At 69.8% G+C, this 16,899-nt stretch carries 21 protein-coding genes; 8 read left to right on the plus strand and 13 right to left on the minus strand.

Annotated elements, in window-relative coordinates; all coding sequences use genetic code 11:
* Nucleotides 1–121: 121 nt before the first annotated feature.
* The 6 genes from ABZ880_RS01335 to ABZ880_RS01360 all read left to right on the plus strand — a co-directional run bounded on the left by ABZ880_RS01335 (nt 122) and on the right by ABZ880_RS01360 (nt 5,117).
* Nucleotides 122–1,000: a substrate-binding domain-containing protein gene (locus ABZ880_RS01335; protein WP_361254904.1), complete on the plus strand. Its 879-nt coding sequence runs from the start codon at nt 122–124 to the stop codon at nt 998–1,000.
* Between the two features lie 40 nt (nt 1,001–1,040).
* Nucleotides 1,041–2,054 carry an ABC transporter permease gene (locus ABZ880_RS01340; RefSeq protein ID WP_361254907.1) on the plus strand — a complete coding sequence of 338 codons (1,014 nt, stop codon included), beginning with the start codon at nt 1,041–1,043 and terminating at the stop codon, nt 2,052–2,054.
* A 201-nt stretch (nt 2,055–2,255) separates the two neighbouring features.
* The gene (locus ABZ880_RS01345; protein ID WP_361254910.1) at nt 2,256–3,596 is read left to right on the plus strand and encodes a jacalin-like lectin; all 1,341 of its coding nucleotides are present in this window, start codon (nt 2,256–2,258) and stop codon (nt 3,594–3,596) included.
* Nucleotides 3,597–3,891: 295 nt separating this feature from the next.
* Nucleotides 3,892–4,326 (plus strand): helix-turn-helix domain-containing protein, encoded by a 435-nt coding sequence (locus ABZ880_RS01350; protein WP_361254913.1) that lies wholly within the window; start codon nt 3,892–3,894, stop codon nt 4,324–4,326.
* A gap of 33 nt (nt 4,327–4,359) precedes the next feature.
* The gene (locus ABZ880_RS01355) at nt 4,360–4,797 is read left to right on the plus strand and encodes a VOC family protein (protein ID WP_361254916.1); all 438 of its coding nucleotides are present in this window, start codon (nt 4,360–4,362) and stop codon (nt 4,795–4,797) included.
* A gap of 176 nt (nt 4,798–4,973) precedes the next feature.
* Nucleotides 4,974–5,117 (plus strand): hypothetical protein, encoded by a 144-nt coding sequence (locus tag ABZ880_RS01360; RefSeq protein ID WP_361254919.1) that lies wholly within the window; start codon nt 4,974–4,976, stop codon nt 5,115–5,117.
* A gap of 178 nt (nt 5,118–5,295) precedes the next feature.
* Here ABZ880_RS01360 and ABZ880_RS01365 read toward each other — a convergent pair whose 3' ends face one another.
* On the minus strand, nt 5,296–5,496 hold the full coding sequence (locus ABZ880_RS01365; RefSeq protein WP_361254922.1) for a hypothetical protein: 201 nt from the start codon (nt 5,494–5,496) through the stop codon (nt 5,296–5,298).
* On the opposite strand from ABZ880_RS01365, the gene ABZ880_RS01370 reads away from it, so the two are divergent.
* Nucleotides 5,468–5,749, plus strand: coding sequence for a hypothetical protein (locus ABZ880_RS01370; protein WP_361254925.1), 282 nt, complete (start codon nt 5,468–5,470; stop codon nt 5,747–5,749). The two genes, ABZ880_RS01365 and ABZ880_RS01370, sit on opposite strands and share 29 nt — an antisense overlap.
* A 10-nt stretch (nt 5,750–5,759) precedes the next feature.
* Here the strand turns inward: ABZ880_RS01370 and ABZ880_RS01375 are convergent, their stop codons facing one another.
* The 3 genes from ABZ880_RS01375 to ABZ880_RS01385 all read right to left on the minus strand — a co-directional run bounded on the left by ABZ880_RS01375 (nt 5,760) and on the right by ABZ880_RS01385 (nt 7,119).
* The gene (locus ABZ880_RS01375) at nt 5,760–5,909 is read right to left on the minus strand and encodes a hypothetical protein (RefSeq protein ID WP_361255900.1); all 150 of its coding nucleotides are present in this window, start codon (nt 5,907–5,909) and stop codon (nt 5,760–5,762) included.
* A 110-nt stretch (nt 5,910–6,019) separates the two neighbouring features.
* Nucleotides 6,020–6,304 carry a hypothetical protein gene (locus tag ABZ880_RS01380; protein WP_361254928.1) on the minus strand — a complete coding sequence of 95 codons (285 nt, stop codon included), beginning with the start codon at nt 6,302–6,304 and terminating at the stop codon, nt 6,020–6,022.
* Nucleotides 6,301–7,119 carry a phytanoyl-CoA dioxygenase family protein gene (locus ABZ880_RS01385; protein ID WP_361254931.1) on the minus strand — a complete coding sequence of 273 codons (819 nt, stop codon included), beginning with the start codon at nt 7,117–7,119 and terminating at the stop codon, nt 6,301–6,303. Before ABZ880_RS01385 ends, ABZ880_RS01380 begins: the two co-directional genes overlap by 4 nt.
* Nucleotides 7,120–7,189: 70 nt before the next feature.
* On the opposite strand from ABZ880_RS01385, the gene ABZ880_RS01390 reads away from it, so the two are divergent.
* Nucleotides 7,190–7,975, plus strand: coding sequence for an AraC family transcriptional regulator (locus tag ABZ880_RS01390; RefSeq protein ID WP_361254935.1), 786 nt, complete (start codon nt 7,190–7,192; stop codon nt 7,973–7,975).
* 31 nt (nt 7,976–8,006) lie between these two features.
* Here ABZ880_RS01390 and ABZ880_RS01395 read toward each other — a convergent pair whose 3' ends face one another.
* The 9 genes from ABZ880_RS01395 to ABZ880_RS01435 all read right to left on the minus strand — a co-directional run bounded on the left by ABZ880_RS01395 (nt 8,007) and on the right by ABZ880_RS01435 (nt 16,493).
* Nucleotides 8,007–8,339: a ferredoxin family protein gene (locus ABZ880_RS01395; protein ID WP_361254938.1), complete on the minus strand. Its 333-nt coding sequence runs from the start codon at nt 8,337–8,339 to the stop codon at nt 8,007–8,009.
* Nucleotides 8,336–9,940, minus strand: coding sequence for an FAD-binding protein (locus ABZ880_RS01400; RefSeq protein ID WP_361254941.1), 1,605 nt, complete (start codon nt 9,938–9,940; stop codon nt 8,336–8,338). Before ABZ880_RS01400 ends, ABZ880_RS01395 begins: the two co-directional genes overlap by 4 nt.
* Before the next feature lie 35 nt (nt 9,941–9,975).
* A complete protein-coding gene (locus ABZ880_RS01405) occupies nt 9,976–10,782 on the minus strand; it encodes an ABC transporter permease (RefSeq protein WP_361254944.1) in 807 nt (268 codons plus the stop codon).
* Nucleotides 10,779–11,525 carry an ABC transporter ATP-binding protein gene (locus ABZ880_RS01410; protein WP_361254947.1) on the minus strand — a complete coding sequence of 249 codons (747 nt, stop codon included), beginning with the start codon at nt 11,523–11,525 and terminating at the stop codon, nt 10,779–10,781. Before ABZ880_RS01410 ends, ABZ880_RS01405 begins: the two co-directional genes overlap by 4 nt.
* Nucleotides 11,518–12,855: an LLM class flavin-dependent oxidoreductase gene (locus ABZ880_RS01415; protein ID WP_361254949.1), complete on the minus strand. Its 1,338-nt coding sequence runs from the start codon at nt 12,853–12,855 to the stop codon at nt 11,518–11,520. The genes ABZ880_RS01410 and ABZ880_RS01415 overlap by 8 nt, the downstream gene beginning before the upstream one ends.
* The gene (locus ABZ880_RS01420) at nt 12,852–13,907 is read right to left on the minus strand and encodes an aliphatic sulfonate ABC transporter substrate-binding protein (protein ID WP_361254952.1); all 1,056 of its coding nucleotides are present in this window, start codon (nt 13,905–13,907) and stop codon (nt 12,852–12,854) included. Before ABZ880_RS01420 ends, ABZ880_RS01415 begins: the two co-directional genes overlap by 4 nt.
* A 65-nt stretch (nt 13,908–13,972) precedes the next feature.
* The gene (locus ABZ880_RS01425; RefSeq protein WP_361254955.1) at nt 13,973–14,713 is read right to left on the minus strand and encodes an ABC transporter ATP-binding protein; all 741 of its coding nucleotides are present in this window, start codon (nt 14,711–14,713) and stop codon (nt 13,973–13,975) included.
* The gene (locus ABZ880_RS01430) at nt 14,710–15,600 is read right to left on the minus strand and encodes an ABC transporter permease (RefSeq protein ID WP_361254958.1); all 891 of its coding nucleotides are present in this window, start codon (nt 15,598–15,600) and stop codon (nt 14,710–14,712) included. Before ABZ880_RS01430 ends, ABZ880_RS01425 begins: the two co-directional genes overlap by 4 nt.
* Nucleotides 15,597–16,493, minus strand: a complete 897-nt coding sequence (locus tag ABZ880_RS01435; RefSeq protein ID WP_361254961.1) for a TauD/TfdA family dioxygenase — start codon at nt 16,491–16,493, stop codon at nt 15,597–15,599. Before ABZ880_RS01435 ends, ABZ880_RS01430 begins: the two co-directional genes overlap by 4 nt.
* Between the last annotated feature and the right edge of the window lie 406 nt (nt 16,494–16,899).

Genomic DNA, 16,899 nt, shown 5'->3' on the forward strand with positions numbered 1-16,899 from the left:
GCGTTCCCCACAAGGAGCGACGCTTCTCCTGGCGGGGGCAGTCCTGCTCGGCGTCGCCGCCTGTGGCGGAAGTCAGGACTCCGCGGGTGGCGACGGAAAGCGGAAGGTCACGATCGGCCTGGTGACCAAGACCGAGACCAATCCGTTCTTCGTGACCATGCGCAAGGCCGCAGAGAGGGCGGCGAAGAAGCAGGACGCCAAGCTCATCGCCCTGTCCGGCAAGTTCGACGGCGACAACGAGGGCCAGGTCGCCGCGGTGGAGAGCCTCATCGCCCGCGATGTGGAGGGAATCCTGATCACACCGTCGAACACCACCGGGATTCTGGGCGCCATCGCGGAGGCCCGCCGGCAGGGCATCCTGGTGATCGCGCTGGACACCGCGACGGACCCGGAGGACGCGGCGAACGCCACGTACGCGACCGACAACCTCAAGGCCGGACGCCTCCAGGGCGCCTATGTCAGGGCGGTGCTCGCCGACCGGGCCCCCAAGCTGTTCATGCTCGACGGCACCGCGGGTTCCACGGTCAGCCAGCAGCGCCACGACGGATTCCTCAGGGGCTTCGGGATCAAGGACGACTCACCGGCAATCCGCGGACGGGCGAACACCAACGGTGACCGCAATCAGGCGCAGACCGCGATGGAGAACCTGCTGCAGCGCACGAGCGACGTGAACTCGGTCTACACGATCAACGAACCGGTGGCCGACGGCGCCTACACGGCCCTCGCGGCACGTGGTCTCACCCGGCAGGTGACGGTCGGCTCCATCGACGGCGGGTGCGACGGTGTGCGCGACGTCAAATCCGGTAAGTACGCGGCCACCGTCATGCAGTTCCCGGTCAGGATGGCCGACCTCGGAGTGGACGCGGTCACCGATTCGGCCAGGGACGGGAAGAAGCCGTCCGGCTTCACGGACACCGGCACGGTACTCATCACGGACAAGCCGGTGCGGGGACTGGCGTCACGGAACACGGACTGGGGACTTCAGCACTGCTGGGGGTGACCTTGTGGCGCCGACCGGGCGAAGGGATCAGTAGCGGATCATGAAATCTCCCGTCACCACCAGTCCCCCCGCCGACAGCGAGCCCGGTACCGCGCTGCGAGACGCCGTGCGGTACGCCCTGCGCACACCGACCGTCGGCCCCCTCGCGGCCCTGGCCATCGCCGTACTGGCCTTCTCCGTCACCACGGACACCTTCCTGACGCCGGAGAACCTCTCCCTGGTGCTGCAGCAGTCCATCGTGATCGGCACGCTGGCACTGGGCCAGACCCTGATCATCCTGACCGCGGGCATCGACCTGGCGAACGGGGCCATCGCGGTCCTCGGCACGCTCGTCATGGCCAAGCTCGTCTTCGAGGGGCACAGCCCTGCGGTGGCGCTGCTGCTCGGGCTGGTCGTGGCGACCTTCCTGGGGCTGGTCAACGGCCTGCTCGTGGCCCAGCTGGGCCTGCCCCCTTTCATCGTGACCCTGGGTGCACTGACCGTCGTCTACGCCGTGGGCAGGCTCTACTCCGATTCCCGCAGCTATCCGGTGACCGCCGACCTGCTGGTCTTCTGGGGGAACGGCGTCCACGTCGGCAGCGTCCTCGTCACCTGGGGGACGTTCCTGCTCGGGGGTCTGTACGCGTTCTTCTGGTACGTGCTCACCAAGACCGCCTGGGGCCGGCACATCTACGCCGTCGGCAACGCACCGGAGTCCGCCCGCCTGACCGGCATCAACGTGCGGCGCACGATCCTGTCGGTCTACGTCACCGCCGGTCTCCTCTACGGCATCGCCGCCTGGCAGGCCCTCGGCCGCATCCCCAACGCCGACCCGAACTCCTACCAGACGGCGAATCTGGAGAGCATCACGGCCGTCGTCATCGGCGGAACCAGCCTCTTCGGCGGCCGGGGAGGCGTCGCCGGAACGCTCATCGGAACCCTCATCGTCACCGTGCTCCGCTCGGGCCTCACCCAGGCGGGCATCGACAGCCTCTACCAGGACGTCGCCACCGGGACCCTCGTCGTCGTCACCGTCGCCGTCGACAAGCTCCTCCGGGGAGGCAGCACACGCTGACACCGGTGCGCGTTCGCTCCGGCCGGGAGGGGCTGGATCCGCGCGGTGAATCCGCCGCGGCGGACTCCCCAACCATCCGCGTACGGTCGGCGACTCCTTTTCACAAGTACGCCCAACCCCTCGACACGCCTGGGGTAACCAGCGGTAACTTCTCCCCTGCTGCTCCCACCGCAACCGCTTTCCCCCAGGAGACACACCCCCATGCGAAGACTCCTCACCTACCTCGCGGCGGCGGCCGCCGCCCTCGGCGGGCTCACCGCGACCGCCCCCTCCGCGGCTGCCGCCGACTCGGGCACCTTCAGCGTGCTCAGCTACAACGTGGCCGGCCTGCCCGAGAGCCTCTCCAGCGCCTCGACACCACGCGACACCAGCACCACGGCGATCGGCCAGCGAATAGCCCCGTACGACATCGTCCACGTCCAGGAGGACTTCAACTACCACGCCTACCTCTACGCGGCCGACACCGCTCACGCCTACCGCACCCCCACCAGCGGCGGCGCCGGCATCGGCAGCGGCCTCAACACCCTGTCGAAGATCCCCTACGACGAGGACGACTTCGAGCGGGTGCACTGGAACTCCTGCCAGATCGACTCCGGCGACTGCCTGACGCCCAAGGGCTTCACGTTCATGCGCGAGCGCCTCGCCGAGGGCGTGTACATCGACTTCTACAACCTGCACACCAACGCGGGCACCAACGACGGCGACGAGGCCTCCCGCGCCGACAACCTCAACCAGCTCACCGCCTTCATCAAGACCCACTCCGCGGGCAACGCCGTCGTCGTCATGGGCGACACCAACACCCGCTACACCCGCACCGCCGACACCATCGCCGAGTTCGGCGCGGCCAACGGGCTCACCGACGCCTGGGTCCAGCTGATCCGCGGCGGCAGCGCGCCGGCCAAGGGCAGCGACGCGCTGGTCTGCGACCAGTCCGGGGCCACTGTGCCCAACACGTGCGAGGTCGTCGACAAGGTCCTGTACCGGAGCAGCAAGCTCGTCTCGCTCAACGCCACGTCGTACAACAACGAGCACGCCAAGTTCCTCACCGACGGCGGTCTGATGCTCTCCGACCACGACCCCATCACCGTCGGCTTCACCTGGTCGCGCAACACCGCCTTCCAGCTCAGCGACCAGTTCGGCGGCCCGCACGGCGACTACTACAACGACATCGACAGCGTCCCGGCCGGCGCCCGCGCCACCACCATCGCCCTGCGCTCCGGCTCCCGCGTCGACCAGATGAGCCTCACCCTGGCCAACGGCACCACGCTCGCCCACGGCGGCACCGGCGGCACCGCCTCCTCGCTCACCCTGGGCAGCAGCGAGTACGTGACGACCGCGCAGCTCTGCCAGGGCCAGTACAACGACCACACCCGGATCTTCTACGCCAAGTTCACGACCAACCTCGGCCGCACGCTGGCCGGCGGCACCACCACGTCCGACTGCGTCACCCGCACCGCACCCACCGGCTGGCAGATCGCCGGATTCCACGGCCGCTCCGGCGACGAGGTCGACAAGATCGGCTTCATCTACACCCAGCGCTGACCGATTCGGCCCCGGGGCGCGGCCCTGCGCCCCGGGGCGTGCTGGACGGGCCCCGGAAGCGGTGAGGAGACGTGGCGACGGCTGAGCGCATGCGAGCGCGAACTCCCGCCGCCGACCGAGGACTTCGCGCGGCTCGTCGTGACCACCCAGGTGGATTGACCATGGGGTCGACCGAGCCGCGCTCCACGTGCCCCTACACGGCGCTGACGGCAACTCCCGTCCTGCCTCCGTCGACGTCCACCTGGTTTCGTGTGTGCTCGATCGGCCACGGTCGCGGTGAGCGCACAATGGGCCTGTGGCCACTGTTCCGACCGCTCGTCATCTGCTCCGCGCCAGGGACCTCGCGGACGCCCGCTACTACGAGGCACTGACCGTGGCGGACCTGGCCGCGGCCGCCGCGCTGTCCCCGGCCCACTTCAGCCGCTGTTTCAAGGCTGCGTTCGGGGAGTCGCCACACCAGTACCTGCTGACCCGTCGTCTGGAGCGGGCCGCCGCCCTGCTGCTTGCGACCGACTGGACGGTGGCCGCGATCGGCGTGGCGGTCGGTGTGCGGAGCATCGGTTCGTTCACGACGAGCTTCCGCCGGATGTACGGGGTGACCCCGCAGGCGTACCGTGCGGCGCGCCCGCCGGCCGCAGGGCATGTGCGCATCCCCCTCTGTGTCGTGATGGCCTATGGCCGGCCACGAAACCGCACGTTTCGAGAAGACACACGGGAGTCGGCTGCCTAGCGTCGGTGGCAGGCAACCGAGCAGGGAGCGGCCATGACGACGATCAAGATCGCCAATGCGCAGTTCTGGGTGCATGACCAGGACGAGGCGCTCGACTTCTACACGACGAAGCTCGGGTGGGAGGTACGCGCGGACGTGAGGATGGAGGCATGGAGCTTCCGTTGGCTGTGCGTCGCCCCACCCGGCGGGGACGGTCCGGCGTTGGTGCTGATGCCGGTACCGGGACAGCCGATGCTGGACGAGGCGAGCAGTGCCCAGTTGTCGGATCTGGTGGCCAAGGGAGCGGGCGGCACACTGTTCCTGGAGACCGATGACTGCAAGGCCGCATACGACGAACTCGTCGCCCGCGGCGTCGACTTCAACGATCCGCCGACGGTGCAGCCGTACGGCATCGACACGTCCTTCCGGGACCCGTCGGGCAACAACATCCGGCTCACACAGGTGCTCGAGTTCGATCCGGAACGGCACTGAACCGGGTCCGGAGACGCTGGAGGCTCTGCCGATCCCGATGTGAGGGCGGCGGGTCAGCTGCGCTGCTCGTTCCGACAGCGGTCGGCCGGCGTGGCAACATCCAGGGTCCGGCCGGTCATCTGCAGCTGATCCGTCGCCTGCCGGAGCCCGAAAGGCTGACGCCGCGGGTTCTGGGAGTGGACGAGTTCTCACTGCGCGCGGGGCACAACTACGGCACGATCCTGATCGACATCGAGCCCCGTCAGCCCATCCACCTGCTGCCGGACCGCACACGATCGAAGGTGGCCGGTGGCTCGCCGATCACCACGGAGTCGAAGTGATCTGCCGAGACCGTTCCAGCCACGGAGGCGTGCGGAGCGGGTCTGGGGCTGCCACTGGCGCTACGCCTCGCCCGCTCCACAGGCGGCGAGGTCGCCCACGACCCCGGGCACACGCCCGGGGCACGCTTCGTGGCCTGCCGACCGCGTGAATGCGCCCTCGCTCGGTGGTACCGGCGTCTCAGGACACGACGTTGCACCGGACGTCCTTGCGAGAGGCGGCCAGAGAGCCGACGACGCCGAGGATGGCCACCGTCCAGGACAGCGTGACCGGCCCCAGGCCCAGGTCGAGCCCGCCCCGGCTGTGGCCGACGGCCATCCAGTCGGCGACGGAGGCACCGAGCGGGCGGGGGATGACGTACGCCGCCCAGAACGCGGCCACGGCGTTCAGGCTTCCCCAGCGGCGGGCGACGGCCGGAACGGCGATCGCGGCGGCGTACACAACGGCGCGGCAACTGTCGATCCGGGCCCTGTCGCGGAAGTACGGCGTTCACCGTCGGCTGGTCCGGGAGGCGCTCTCCTCGCCGGTGCCCACCCCGGACCGGTTCACCTTCAACGCCTCCAGCATCGAGACCGGCACCGAGTCATGTCGCCTGGCTCGCTCCGAAGCCCAGAAGAACAAAGCCGCCGGGTGACACGCTCTGGTCAGCCTTCCAGGCGAAGCTCCTCCTGGTTCAAGCGGAGGCTGAACTGGCTTCCCAGCTCGCGAAACCCCAGCGCCTGCGCGACGTGACGGGAGGCCATCAGGCGGGCACGCCACTGCGGGAGCAGACCGTCGGCGAGTGCCTGCGCCACCGCTCGCCCGTACGGTCGCCGACGTGGCCCTGCTCCTCGACGTCGCGAGCGGCACCACGAACGCGACCCGCGCCGCGTCACAGTGGACGCCGCTCGCTCCAGGGACCGGCTCACACCGCAACGAGCTTCTCGAAGAAGAACTCGTGCTTGAGGAAGGACGTCTCGTGTTCCGCCCCCGGGTACGGCGGGATGAGCTGGGCGGCCTGGATGAGGCGCCAGCCGTCCTCCAGCGCGGCGACGCCTGTCTCGTACGGCGGTTGGTCACTGTCCCCGGTGGTGGGTCGCGTCGTGCCGGTGCCGTCGTAGCGGGCCCATCCGATGACCGGGGCGTCGAGCGCGGATGTGCCCAGGTACAGGACGAGGACCTGCTGTCGCACCGTGTTCGTACTGGTCACGCGTAGCTCCTCTGCGCGGGTCGGTTGGAGATCCGGGTGGCCCAGTACTCGATGTCGAAGTCGGGGTCGGCGGTCAGGAAGCGCCAGAGCCTGATCCGGTTGTGGATCTCCAGCCGTCCGGTGGCGGGTTCGTACCAGGGGAAGGTGCGTCCCAACTCCTCAGGCACAGCCGGGTCGTTCAGGTCCGCCGTGTCCCAGAGCCGTACCTGCGGCACGGTCGGATTGAAACGGATCTTGTACATGTGGCGGACGGTGTCGCTGTCGTTGCGCCGCCCTCCGTGCCAGATGCCGTGGTGGAGCAGGATGACCGTCCCGGCCGGGCAGGTCAGCCGGGTCTGGCCGCGCAGGTTCTGGTAGCGGCCGGTGTCGGACTCGTTGATCCGGCGCAGATGGCTGCCCGGGACGATGAGCGTGCCGCCCATGTCCGCGGTGACCTCCCGCGGGTAGTACATGAGCTGCACGTCGAAGGCGTCGGTCCGCAGGTCGATGAGGGCGTCGGCGTGCAGCGGCTGCGCGCTGCCCTCGCGTGGCTCGCGGGTGTGCACATAGTGGTGATCGACGGTCGGATCCGGGCCCACCAGGCTCTCCAACGCGCCTGCGACGGCGGGCAGTTCGACGAGCCGTCGGGTGAAGGATCCCTCGGGGAAAGCCTTCGGCACCGGGATGCCGTACGGCACAGGTGGCAGTCCTGCGGCGAAGACGCCGAGCGCCTCCTCATTGAGTTCCCGGGGCACGATGCCGTCCAGGCGCAGGAAACCCTGTGCCACGAACCGCGCCACCTGAGCGGAACTCAGCAGTTGTCGTGTGGTTGGCATACGGCAACCGTAGAAAGGAAGAGTTCACAAGTCGTGGGCTGTAATCAGCGAGCACTGGTAATTTTCCACCATGGTGCATTCCGTGGAACTCGCTCTCGAGCTGCCTCCGTGTGTGGAGAACGCGGGCGTGGGCGTACATGGGCACGCCGGCCCGCACGACGTGTTCCGGCTGCCGCGCCTGTGGCAGCTCCATCTGTACGGCTACTCCGGCACCCTGGAGTTCGGCGGCGTTCGGCACCCGATCCGCCCCGGGCACATCAGCCTCGTACCGCCCGACACCGAGGTGCACTTCCACTACGACACCACGCCCTGTGAGCACCTGTACGCCCACTTCACGCTGCCCGGTGAGGACGAGCGGCGCCGCGTCCCGGTGATGCAGGACGCGGGCGCGGACGCCGCGGTGCTGCGCGCGCTGCTGCGGCAGACGGTCGCGGCCGGCCCGCAGTCCCCGGCGCGGGCCGCCGCGGAACTCTGGACCGTGCTGTGGCGCACCACCGGCCTGGCAGGTGCCTCCGCGGACCCCGAGGGGTATCGGCATCCCGCCCTGCGGACGGCCATGGCCCACATCGAGGAGCACCTGGCCGATCCGCTGGGTGTCCCGGACATCGCCCGCGCCGCCGGGATCTCGCACACCCAGCTCACGCGGCTGTTCCGGAAGGACACCGGGCTCACGGTCGTCGGCTACATTCGCCACCGCCGTATGGAGCGCGCCCGGCACCTCCTGATCGCCTCGACGCTCGCCATTCCGGCGATTGCTGCGACCGTCGGCATCCCCGACCTCCAGGCGTTCAACAAGACCTGCCGCAGGGAACTGGGCGCCTCACCGCGGGCGGTCAGGCACTCAGGGCACCGATGAGGGCTCCCGGTGCCGTCCCCCGGGCCATGGTTCAGTCGGGGTACTCGGGCCCGACCGCCGTTCGGGCGCCGAGAGATCTTCCCCTGCCCCAGCCGAGTTCGCGGCGGTACCTGCCGAGTTGGCCGGACTCCTCGAGCTCCCGTACATCGTGGAAACGTGACCCCGGGGCGACCGCGGTCACCAGCGGCGCGACAAAGAGCGCGTCGGTGGGGCAGTACGCCTCGCACTGGAAGCACGTCTGGCAGTTGACCTGCCTCGCGATCACGGGGATTCCGTCGGGCCCTCGGTCGAACACGCGCGTAGGGCACACGTCGATGCACAGGTCGCATCCGATGCAGCGGTCCCGCTCGACGATCTCGATCATGCGGCTCGGCCTCCTGACACGCTCGTCGCCTGCGGCACCGGCTCGGGACGGCTCCAGATCGCGTCCAGACCTCCGGTGAGCAGTCGGTGGTGCTGGGCCGGGTCCTGCGCGGGCCGGTCCAGGCGCTTGTGCATGCCGCGCGATTCGGTGCGCTGCAGGGCCGCGTGGTACATCCAGCGGCCGTGCGCCACCATCGCGGCCGCCTCCCTGGCCCGGAACACGTCCTCGCCGCTCGCCCCCAGGCCTTCGCGCACCGCGGACCACGTCGAGTGCAGTGAGCGCAGGGCCGGGGCCAGACGGTCCGCGTGGCGCAGGTAGTTGCGCTCGTACGGCAGCACCTGCCGCTGTACGTCGGCGACGACTTCGCGGTGGCCGACGGTGGCCGCGCCGGTCGGGCGCAGACCGGCCGTGCCGACCGCCCGCAGCGCACGCCCCGGAAGACCTCGCCGCGTGGCGAACTCCGCGGCACCCCGGCCCGCCCAACTGCCCGACGAGGCCGCCCATGCGGCGTTGTGGCTGCCGCCTCCGGTGAAGCCGCCGCAGATCAGCTCCCGCGTGGCGGTGTCGCCGGCCGCGTACAGGCCGGGGACGTCGGTCGAGCAGTCGTAGTCGGCGATGCGCACCCCGCCAGTGCCGCGCACAGTGCCCTCGGCGAGCAGGGTGATCTCGAAGCGGTCGGTGAACGGGTCGATGCCGAGCCGGTCGAAGACCAGGAAGGTGTTGGGCTGGCCCTTGCGCATGGCCTGCTGGTCCTCCGGCGTGGCCCGGTCGAAGCGGGCGTAGACCGGTTCGTTGAGGAGCGCCCGCGCGATCGCCGACCGGCCGCCCTTGCTGGCCGCGCCTTCGAGGACCGATCCGTCGGCGCGGTAGAAGCTCGCCCAGGAGTAGTACGCCGTCTTGGTCAGTGACGTGCCCTTGGGCGCGATCGCGTAGGCGTTGGAGAACTCCATCCCGGACAGCTGCGCTCCCGCCTCCACGGCCAGCAGGGCGCCGTCGCCGGTGTTGACGTCGCAGCCGAGGGTCTTGGACTGGAACGCGCAGCCGCCGGCGGCGAGCACGACCGCGCCCGCCTCGATGCGGACGGTTTCACCGGTCCTGCGGTCCAGCGCCCGCGCGCCCGACACGACTCCCTCGGGGTCGACGAGGAGTTCCAGCGCCGGGGTGTGGTCGAGGATGCGAACTCCCAGGCGCTGCACCCGAGTTCGCTGCCTGCGCATGTACTCCGGGCCCTGGAGGTCGTTGCGGATCTGGCGGCCGTGGGCGTCGACGGGGAAGGGGTAGCGCTGCACGCGGGCGAGTTCGTCCATGCGGGCGTGGGTCTCGTCGAGGACGCGCGCCATCCAGGCGCGGTCGGCGAGGTAGCCGCCGAGGCCTTCCCGGCCGGCCATGGCGGCCTCGCGCAGTTCGGGGTCGTCGTCGACATACCAGATGCCGGTGCCGACCGATGCGGTGGCGCCGCTCGCACCGGTGTAGCCCTTGTCGGCCAGGACGACCTCGGCCCCGGCCTGGGCGGCCTTGATCGCGGCCCAGGTGCCTGCGGGGCCGCCGCCGATCACCAACACATCGGTGGACAGGGTCTGTTCGGAATCGGTGCTCGGCATGGCATGCGTTCCTTCCCGTGCCGGGGGTCAGGGGATCAGGGCTTGAGGCGGCCGGTGGCGAACATGGCGGCGGACCACGCCGAGAGCGCGGCGGCGAGGGACCAGACGACGAGCAGGGCCCATACGGCGTCGACGTCGCCCTGGCCGAGGAAGCCGATCCGCTCGACCTGGACCAGCCAGAAGACGGGATCGAGATGGCTCAAGACGGCCCAGACCGGCGGCAGTTGGTGGACCGAGTAGAAGACGCCGCCGAGGAAGCCGAGCGGCAGCAGGACGATCGACTCCATGGAGTAGACGTGGTCGAGGGACTTGGCGAGGCTTCCCGCGATCACGCCGACCTGCGCGGCGACCAGGAGGACGCCGAGGGTGCCGAGGAGGAGGACGAAGGGGCGGGCGACGCCGGCGCTTCCGGTGAGCGGGAGCGCCACCGCCAGAACTCCCGCTCCCACGACGGCTCCTCGGGCGATTCCGCCGCTCACCAGGGCCGCGTTGATCTCCCACCAGCGCAGCGGGCTGGCGAACACGTCGTGGATGTAGCGGTCGCGCCGCGCCTCGAACAGGCTGGTCGTCCCGTTGAAGAAGCCGACGTTGACGATTGCCTGCGCGAACAGGCCGGGCACGATGAAGCGACCGTAGGACACACCGTCGATGGTGTCGACGTGCCCGCCGAGGGCCGAGCCGAAGACGACGACGAACAGCACGGTCGACAGCACCGGGCCGACGACGCTGTAGCGCCAGATGGTCAGGAAGCGCAGGACCTCGCGCTCCAACAGCCAGAGGAACGGCGACCGTTCGGGCTTGAAGGGCTCCCGGTGCGAGGGGAGAACCGTGGTGTCGGTCATGCCACCTCCTCCCCCGTGATCACCCGGTCGTAGACCTCGGAGATGTCCCGTGCGGCATAACGGTCGCGCAGGGAGGCCGCGGAGCCGCGGTCCACGATCCGGCCGGCCCGCAGCAGGGCGATCTCGTCGCACAAGGTCTCCGCCTCCTCCAGGTAGTGGGTGGTCAGCAGGACGGTGGTGCCGGCCGCGTTGAGGCCCTTGACCAGCCGCCAGATCTCCGAGCGCAGCTCCACGTCGACGCCGGCCGTCGGCTCGTCGAGGATGAGCAGACGGGGGCGATGCATGAGCGCCCGCGCGATGACGAGCCGGCGCTGCATGCCGCCGGACAGCTCGTAGGCGCGGGCGTCGGCCTTGGCGTCGAGGCGGAACACACCGAGCAGTTCGTCGGCGCGCTGCACCGCCGCCCGCCGGCCGATGCCGTGGTATCCGGCGTGGTAGATCAGCATCTGACGGATCGACAGGAACCGGTCGACGTTGATCTCCTGCTCGGCCAGTCCCAGCAACCGCCGGGCCTCGCGGCTGCGGTGGTCGTGGCCGAACACGGTGAGCCTGCCGGTGGTCGGCCGGACGATGTTGCACACCGAGCCGATCAGCGTGGTCTTGCCGGCGCCGTTGGGGCCGAGCAGTCCGAAGAAGGCCCCGTCGGGGATCTCCAGATCGAGCCCGGAGACGGCCGTGCAGCCGTCTCCGTACGTCTTGCTCAGCCCCTCGACGCGCAGGGCGGGCGGCTTGATGTCAGTCACCGGAGCGGTGGAACTGGTTGGCCGGTACCGGCAGCCCGTAGTGCTCGCGCAGGGTCGCGCCCTCGTACTCCTCCCGGAACAGGCCCTTGCCGCGCAGGATCGGCAGGACGTGTTCGACGAACGTCTCCAGGCCCGACGGCAGGGCCGGTGCCATGATGTTGAAGCCGTCCGCGGCGCCGCCCTCGAACCAGCTGATGATCGCGTCCGCCACCTGCTCGGGCGTGCCGATGAACTCGAAGTGGCCGCGGCCGCCGCCGAGCCGCGAGATGATCTCGCGGACCGTCAGCTTCTCGCGTACGGCGAGCTCGATGATCAGGTCGGAGCGGCTCTGGGAGCCCTCCAGTTTGGGTCTGGCGAGGATGAAGTCCGGTAGTGGCGTGTCGAGTTCGAAGACGGTCGGTTCGGTCTCGAAGACGGCGGCGAGCTGGCGCAGCCCGTACTCCGGGACGCGCAGATCGTCGAACTCCTTGGCCAGCGCCCGGGCTTCCTCCTCGGTGGAGCCGATGTAGGGGACGATGCCCGGCAGCACGATCACACCGTCCGGGTCACGGCCTGCGGTCTTCGTCCGTGCCTTGATGTCGGCGTAGAAGTCGGCCGCGCGCTCGTACGTCCGGTGGGCGGTGAAGATCGCCTCGGCGTGCCGGGCCGCGAAGTCCTTGCCGTCCTCGGAGGAGCCGGCCTGGACGAGCAGCGGGTAACCCTGCGGCGGGCGCTCGACGTTGAGAGGTCCGGCCACCGAGAAGTACGTGCCCCGGTGGTCGGACCGGTGCAGCCGGGCCGGGTCGGCATAGCGACCTGTCGCCTTGTCGGCCACGACGGCCTCGGACTCCCAGCTGTCCCACAGCGCCTTGGCGATGTGCAGGAACTCGTCGGCCCGCGCGTAGCGTTCGGCGTGGGCCGGGCGGTCGACGAGGCCGAAGTTGGCGGCCTCGTCGGCGCCGGCCGAGGTGACGATGTTCCAGCCGGCCCGGCCGCCGCTGACGTGGTCGACGGAGGCGAGGCGGCGGGCGAGGTTGTAGGGCTCGTTGTACGTCGACGACACGGTGGCGATGAGGCCGATCCTGCTGGTCGCCTGGGACAGGGCGGTCAGCAGGGTGAGCGGCTCCAGCTGGCCCGGCGGGCGGAACTCGCCGGTGCCGATGAGGGCCGGGCCGTCGGCGAGGAACAGGGAGTCGAACTTGGCGCTCTCGGCCAACTGGGCGAGCCTGATCCAGTGTTGGAGGTCGAAGTCCGCCCGCGGGTTGCTGTGCGGGAGGCGCCAGGCGGCCTCGTGGTGGCCGGCCTCCATGAGGAAGGCGTTGAGGTGGAGTCTGCGTCTTCTGCCGCTCACTGCTCGACCTCCAGCTTCGAGCTGTCGTAGCCGGCCGGGAGGAGGTTGTCGGTGATCGACGCGACGTCGACCTTCTTGGTGATCTGGCCCGCCTCCAGGAAGGCGTCGGCGAGCTTCTGCTCGGCCGCGATGTCCGACTTCTCCACCGGGGTGACCCGGGTTTCGAAGGCCTTCAGGGACGCCTTGGCGTCGTCCAGAGGGATGCCCTCCTCCTTGGAGATGGCCTCGGCGTACTTGTCCTCGTGCTTGATCGCCCAGGCGAACTCGTGGGCCAGGCGCTTGAGTACGTCCGTGAGGGCGGCCCGCTTGGTCTTGTCGTTCAGCGAACTCTCGCTGGCGACGTAGTAGCTGCTGGTCTGGTCGATGGGCGGGAGGCCCTTGGCCAGGATCCGCGCGCCGTTCTTGACCGCGATCGCCGACTGGGGGTTCCAGATCGACCAGGCGTCCACCTTGCCGGTGTTGAAGGCCGTGGCCCCGGCCGCCGGGTCGAGGAAGACCAGCTTCACGTCCTTGGGGGTGAGGCCCACGCTCTTGAGGGCGTTCAGCGCCAGGCCGTGGGCCGAACTGCCCTGCGGGACCGCGAGCTTCTTGCCCTTGAGGTCCTTGAGCGACTTCAGCTTCGATCCCTTGGGCACGATGATGTTCTCGTTCGCCTGGTCGGGCCTGAGCGAGCGGTTGACGGCGACGACCTTGAAGCCGTACTCCTTCGCGGCGCCGGTGATCGGCGGTACGTCGCCGACGCTGCCGAGGTCGATGTCGCCGGAGGCGGCCGCCTGGACGAGCGGCGGGCCGTAGGTGAAGCGGGCGAACTTCACCTTGTACGGCGCGTTGTCGAAGACACCGGTGATCTTCGCGAGCTCCTCGCTGCCGTCACCGCCGTTGTCGCCGATGGTGAACGTGTACTTCTTCCACTCGGGGTGGCTGTCGGCGCTGGATCCGCTCGCGTTGCTCAGCGGTGCCGCCGCCTCCGACTCCGTTCCGCACGCGGCGAGGGGGCCCGCGAGGGCGAGCAGGCCGAGGGCGCCGACGATTCGGGAGGATCTTGTGGGCATGGGTTCTCACGTGCTTTCTGTGCTGGGGCGGGAGGAAGCGGGGGGGGGTGATGACTCGGTCGGGTTCAGTGCTGGTTGGCGAGGCCGAGCTCGTCCAGGAGCGTCGAGCGGAGCTCCTCGCGGGCGATGCTCGCCTCGCGGTCGGCGGCGGACAGTTCGACGAGGTGGGAGGCGCCGATGCGTCCGTCGCTCATGACGACGACCCGGTCCGCGAGCGCGATGGCCTCGTCGACGTCGTGGGTGACGAGCAGCATCGCCGCGTGGTGCTGGCTGCGCAGTGCGCGTACGAGGTCGTGCATGCGCAGCCGGGTGATCGCGTCGAGGGCCGCGAACGGCTCGTCCAGCAGCACGAGTTCGGGCTCCGAGACCAACGCCCGTGCCAGGGACACCCGTTGGGCCTCGCCGCCGGAGAGTTCCTTGGGCCAGGCCTTCTCACGGCCGGCGAGCCCGACCTCGGCGAGTACGTCGAGGGCCCGCTGGTCCGCGTCGGGTCCGTGCAGGCCGAGGGTGACGTTGCGCAGCACCCGCTGCCAGGGCAGCAGCCGGTCTGCCTGGAACACGATCGCGCGCTGGGCCGGGACCTCGACCCGCCCGCCGTCGGGCCGGTCGAGGCCGGCGAGCAGGCGCAGGAGGGTGCTCTTGCCGCAGCCGGAGGGGCCCAGCAGGACCACCAACTCCTCGGCGGCGATGGTGAGATCGAGGTGGTCGAGCACCACCCGGTCGCCGAAGCGGCGGACGACCTGCTCGACGACGGCGCCGGCCTGCTGCCGGGGCTGCGTCTCCTGCGTGACAACCGTGCTGCTCATGACGCCTCATAACTGGGACGCCACCGCAGCAGCACCCGCTCGAGAACCCGGACGAACTGGTCGGCGAGCAGACCGAGGAGCGAGTAGATCACCAGCCCCACGAAGACCTGGCCGGTCTGCAGATAGGTCTGCCCCTGGGTGATCAGGAAGCCGAGACCCTTGTCGGCGTTGACCGTCTCGGCGGCCACCAGCCCCAGGACGCTGTAGGCGAGGGAGAAGCGCAGGCCCACCAGGAACCCCGGCAGGGCTCCGGGCACCAACACCCGGGTCACCAGGCGCCAGTTGCCCGCGCCCGTGGTCCGCGCCATCTCGATCAGCCGCTGGTCCACACCGCGGATCGCGGCGAACAGGTTGACGTACATCGGGACACCGGCGCCGAAGGAGATCAGCAGCACCTTCGTGAGCTCGTCGATGCCGAACCACACGATCATCAGCGGCAGCACCGCCAGCAGCGGGATCGTGTTCAGGATCTGCACGACGCCGTTGAACAGGTACTCGCCGCTGCGCAGCAGCCCGCCGAGCACCCCGCTGACGATGCCCACCGTCAGACCGATCGCGAGACCGATGCCCGCACGCTGCAGCGAGATCGCCAAGTCCGGCCCGAGAACGCCCTGTTGCCACAGATCGACGGCGGACTTGACGATGGACGTCGGGGCAGGGGCGTAGGTCTTCTTCAGCACTCCGGCCCTGGCGAGGATCTCCCAGGCGATGAGGATCACGACCGGGGTGGTGTAGATCCCCAGCGGCCAGCGCAGCCGCTCGCGGAGCGTGTGCAGCGGCGTCCGGCGGCGGGCGTCGCGCGGCAGGAAGACATCGCGTTCCGCCGCACCCGCCGTCTCGGCGAGTGGCACGTCGATGGCCGGTGTCTTGAGGCTGACGTCGGTCATGCCGCCACCTCCAGCACCTTGCTGTAGTGCGAGGCGTCGCCGACGAGTTGCTCGCTGCGGCGGCCGTCGACACCGACCGGCACGTCTCCGGCCACCGTCACACGGTTGAGGCGGCGCGGGTGGTCGTCGTAGTTGTCCACCCCGTAGTGCTGGGTGATCCTGTTGTCGAAGATCAGCAGCTGGTCGGGGGCCCAGGTCCAGCGCAGGATGTTCTCGGGGCGGGTCACGTACGACTGGAAGATGCGCAGCAGATCGGCCGACTCGCCGCTCGACAGGCCGACGATCCGCTTGGCGAACCCGCCGATGAACAGCCCCCGTTCACCGGTCAGCGGATGCACCCGCACGAGAGGGTGCTCGGTCTCGTACGGCGTCGCGACGAAGGCCCGGTCGTACTCCTGCCGTTCGGCTGTCGTGGCGGCGGGGCGCGCGTAGTCGTACTGGTTGGTGTGCACGACGCGCAGCGAATCGGCGAGCGCGCGCAGCGGTGCGGGCAGGTCGCGGTAGGCCGCGGCGGAATTGGCGATGAGTGTCTCGCCGCCGTACGGCGTGGTCACGATGGACCGAAGCGTGGTGAGCTGCGGCGGGTTGAGCACGAAGGTGACGTCCGAGTGCCACTCGTTCGCCTTCGACGTCTCGCTGTCGACGGCGAGCACGTTCGTCGTGCCGTCGGCGGCCGGGACGTTCGGGTGGGCGGTCGTCAGGTCGCCGAACCACCCGGCCACACGCTCCTGAGCGGCGTTGTCGAGATTCACGTGGTCGAACACGATCGCCTTGTGCTCGTTGAGGGCATGCCGGAGCGTCGTGATCGTCGAGGGGTCGGGGGGCGCAGCGAGGTCGACTCCCTCGACGAGCGCGCCGATGCGGCCCGTGAGCTTGCGGATGGACGGAGGCATGAGGAGGTCCCTCTCAAGGAATTGGGCGCACTGCCGGGTGCTGAGAGTCGGAGTGAACGGGTGATGAGCAGCGATACGAGGCCCGACGGCTACGCGAGGAGTGCCGGACGAAGGTCGAGCCGTGCAGTGGAGGCCGTGCGACCACCCAGGTCAGCGCACGGCTGTCCGGGGTGACCTACGGAAGTCCCGCCGAGCCCGCACCAGTTGCCCGACAGGCCCTGGGTACGCAGCTGACGGCAACGTCCCCTCGCCGAGCTCGAGTTGTGGCACGCATGCTTCTCCCCACGGGGAGAGCGAGAGCGGAGAGAGGAGCGGGAAGAAGGCGGTCGTGCGGTGGATCTCGCGGTCACCGGCCGCTGCCGGGGCCCGCTGTGCGGATCAGCGACGCGCCTTCGGGGTCAACGAC

This window comes from Streptomyces sp. NPDC047043 (genome assembly GCF_040644055.1).
Classification (GTDB): domain Bacteria; phylum Actinomycetota; class Actinomycetes; order Streptomycetales; family Streptomycetaceae; genus Streptomyces.